Source organism: Vibrio sp. 10N.222.52.B12 (assembly GCF_002875385.1).
Taxonomy (GTDB): Bacteria; Pseudomonadota; Gammaproteobacteria; order Enterobacterales; family Vibrionaceae; genus Vibrio; species Vibrio jasicida.
Window position 1 is genome coordinate 17,655 of sequence record NZ_MDAW01000140.1, and the last position, 3,363, is coordinate 21,017.

The window sequence follows — 3,363 nt, forward strand, 5'->3', positions numbered from 1 at the left end:
CGAGAAAATTCTTAAGGGTTGACGTATGTACGTCAACCCTTTTTGTTTTCGGGATTCGGGATTCGCTTCAATTTTGTCTTCTTAACGACAAATTCAGTCAACATATACCTCTACTTCTTTCAATTCTATCCCAACGAACACGTCCGATTTTAACAGCGAAGCACTCCCACGGTTCGAAGGAAACAGTCCGTCTTCATAAAAACAAAAAGGCTTGGTCAACGGCGACCAAGCCTTTTAATTAGATGTTGTGTTGTATGTTGTATTTATTGACCCCAGTCTATCCGGAGTTCTTTACTGACTTAGATAGAAATCAGCCGCCTACTGCGATGTTCTTCATATCCGTCATGTAACCACGTAGCTCTTCACCGATGTACTCTACTGGGTGGTTACGAATCGCTTCGTTTACTGCGATTAGCGTAGCGTTATCGACTTGGTTAGACGACTCGCCTAGACCTTTACCGATTACGTCTGTGCTTACTGATGGCATGAACTTCTCACGTAGTAGCGGTGTTGCTACGTTAGCAAATAGGTAGTTACCGTACTCTGCTGTATCTGAAATTACCACGTTCATTTCGTATAGGCGCTTACGTGCAACTGTGTTTGCTATTAGCGGTAGCTCGTGCAGTGACTCGTAGTATGCAGACTCATCGATGATGCCTGATGCTGTCATTGCTTCGAATGCTAGCTCAACACCAGCACGAACCATAGCTACCAGTAGAATGCCGTTGTCGAAGTACTCTTGTTCAGAGATTTCGATGTCGCCTGCAGGGTAGTTTTCGAAAGCGGTTTCACCCGTCTCTTCACGCCAGCCTAGTAGGTTTGCATCGTCGTTTGCCCAGTCAGCCATCATAGTACTGGAGAATTCACCCGTAATGATGTCGTCCATATGCTTGTTGTATAGTGGACGCATTAGCTCTTTTAGCTCTTCAGAAAGCTCAAATGCTTTTACTTTTGCTGGGTTTGATAGACGGTCCATCATATGAGTGATACCACCAAACTTAAGAGCTTCAGTGATTGTTTCCCAACCGTATTGTAGAAGTTTACCTGCGTAGCTTGGGTCGATACCGTCAGCAATCATCTTCTCGTAAGACACGATAGAACCGGCTTGTAGCATGCCACATAGGATAGTTTGCTCACCCATTAGGTCAGATTTAACTTCCGCTACGAATGAAGACTCTAGACAACCTGCGCGGTGGCCACCTGTACCAGCAGCCCATGCTTTCGCAATGTCCCAGCCTTCGCCTTTAGGGTCATTTTCTGGGTGAACAGCGATTAGTGTAGGAACACCGAAGCCACGCTTGTACTCTTCACGTACTTCTGTACCTGGACACTTAGGCGCAACCATTACAACCGTTAGGTCTTTACGGATTTGCATGCCTTCTTCAACTACGTTGAAACCGTGTGAGTAGCCTAGTGCTGCGCCTTCTTTCATGAGAGGCATTACCGTTTCAACAACGTTAGTGTGCTGCTTGTCTGGCGTTAGGTTGATTACTAGGTCAGCTTGTGGAATTAGCTTTTCGTAACTGTCTACTTCAAAGCCGTTATCTTTTGCGTTTTTGAACGATTGACGTTGCTCGTCGATCGCAGCTTGGCGTAGAGCGTAAGCAACGTCTAAACCAGAATCACGCATATTTAGACCTTGGTTAAGGCCTTGAGCACCACAACCTACGATGACCACCTTCTTACCTTTTAGGTAATCTGCTTCTGATGCGAATTCTTCGCGGTCCATAAAGCGACAACGACCAAGTTGGTCCAATTGCTCACGTAAGTTTAGGGTATTGAAATAGTTAGCCATCTGGGTGTTCCTTAACATTCTTCCATAGAGGTCGGTATTTGTGTTACCGAATGAGTTCATACTAAAACAGACATTCAGTTGCTGAAAGTGATATATTCACAATTACTTATTGCAATAAATGCAACATGGACGTAAAGATTTAATGAACATCAAAAGCCTACAACTATTCATTCATCTATGTGATAGTAAAAGCTTCGCTAAGACAGCGGCAGCAATGCATATCAGCCCTTCCGCACTGAGTCGGCAGATCCAAAAATTAGAAGAAGAAACGCATCAACAGCTGTTCTTGCGTGATAATCGAAGTGTCGAATTGACGGTTCAAGGAAAGAAGTTATTGCCTGTTGCACTAAAGATCTTGGGGGAATGGCAGCAATACCAAAGCTACGTCAAAGGAACGGAAGATGAGCTAAAGGGGGAGATACGTTTATTTTGCTCGGTAACTGCAAGTTACAGTCACCTCCCGGAGCTTATTTCCGATTTCCGCATACAACACCCATTTATTGAATTCAAACTCTCTACTGGCGATCCAGCCCAAGCTATCGATAAGATAATGGCGGATGAGGCTGATATCGCGATCTCGGCAAAGCCAGACCAACTACCCGCTAAAGTGGCTTTTGAACCAATCAGCGAGATACCTCTATCGGTTATTGCTCCGGTTGGAATCAGCAGCTTCGCAGAAGAACTACAAAAAGAAACCCCGGATTGGTCAACGATCCCTTTTATTCTCCCAGAAGCAGGCACAGCAAGAGAAAGAGCGAATGTTTGGTTTAAGCAAATGAAGATCAAACCAAACATCTACGCACAAGTAGCAGGGCATGAGGCCATTGTCAGTATGGTGGCTTTAGGTTGTGGCGTAGGTATCGCACCGGATGTGGTAATCAACAATAGCCCTGTCAGAGAGAAGATAAATCGACTGAAAGTTCTGCCTATCAAACCATTCGAACTCGGTGTTTGCTGTATTAAAAGCCAGCTAGAAAACCCGTTAGTTAAAGCCCTATGGGAAGTCGCAGAAAGTAAGTATATATCCCTTTAGAGATATCTATACAAATTGGAATCCGAAGCCCGTTACGCAAGCAACGGGCTTTTTATTTACAGTAAACCTCGAATGCAAAATATGCACGACTCACATAACAAAGGTATTGCTAGCAAAGTGATGAGAATAAGTAAGTACTTACCCTTAGTTACTTTTAAGATTTAGAAAATGGACACTGACAAGAGAGATAAGATCTTTACCTAACACAACGAGTTCTACAGCAAACACAGAGATCTGAGGATATCAGAAACGACAAAACCTATTCCGAAGGCTGGGTTTCCAAATAAGTAGCGGAACCGTGGGGACGCCTAGTCCGAGCTTACGTTCAATTGGACTTACACACAAGCGAGACTCATGCACCGATAGGTGAATTGAGTTGTTAGATACGAAAAAGCCCCAGCATTTCTGCTGGGGCTTTTGTCTGAATAAGTGGCGGAGCGGACGGGACTCGAACCCGCGACCCCCGGCGTGACAGGCCGGTATTCTAACCAACTGAACTACCGCTCCGCACTGGTTAGACATTTAAGTCTAAGTT

At 44.7% G+C, this 3,363-nt stretch carries 2 protein-coding genes and 1 tRNA gene; 1 reads left to right on the forward strand and 2 read right to left on the reverse strand.

Annotation, left to right across the window (positions count from 1 at the left end; genetic code table 11):
- Positions 1–310: 310 nt before the first annotated feature.
- The gene (gene ilvC / locus BCT11_RS20060; protein ID WP_038879763.1) at positions 311–1,795 is read right to left on the reverse strand and encodes a ketol-acid reductoisomerase; all 1,485 of its coding nucleotides are present in this window, start codon (positions 1,793–1,795) and stop codon (positions 311–313) included.
- Positions 1,796–1,937: 142 nt separating this feature from the next.
- Here ilvC and ilvY point away from each other — a divergent pair, with 142 nt between their 5' ends.
- Positions 1,938–2,828 carry an HTH-type transcriptional activator IlvY gene (gene ilvY / locus BCT11_RS20065; protein WP_038873954.1) on the forward strand — a complete coding sequence of 297 codons (891 nt, stop codon included), beginning with the start codon at positions 1,938–1,940 and terminating at the stop codon, positions 2,826–2,828.
- A gap of 430 nt (positions 2,829–3,258) precedes the next feature.
- Here ilvY and BCT11_RS20070 read toward each other — a convergent pair.
- Positions 3,259–3,335 (reverse strand) — tRNA-Asp (locus tag BCT11_RS20070).
- Between the last annotated feature and the right edge of the window lie 28 nt (positions 3,336–3,363).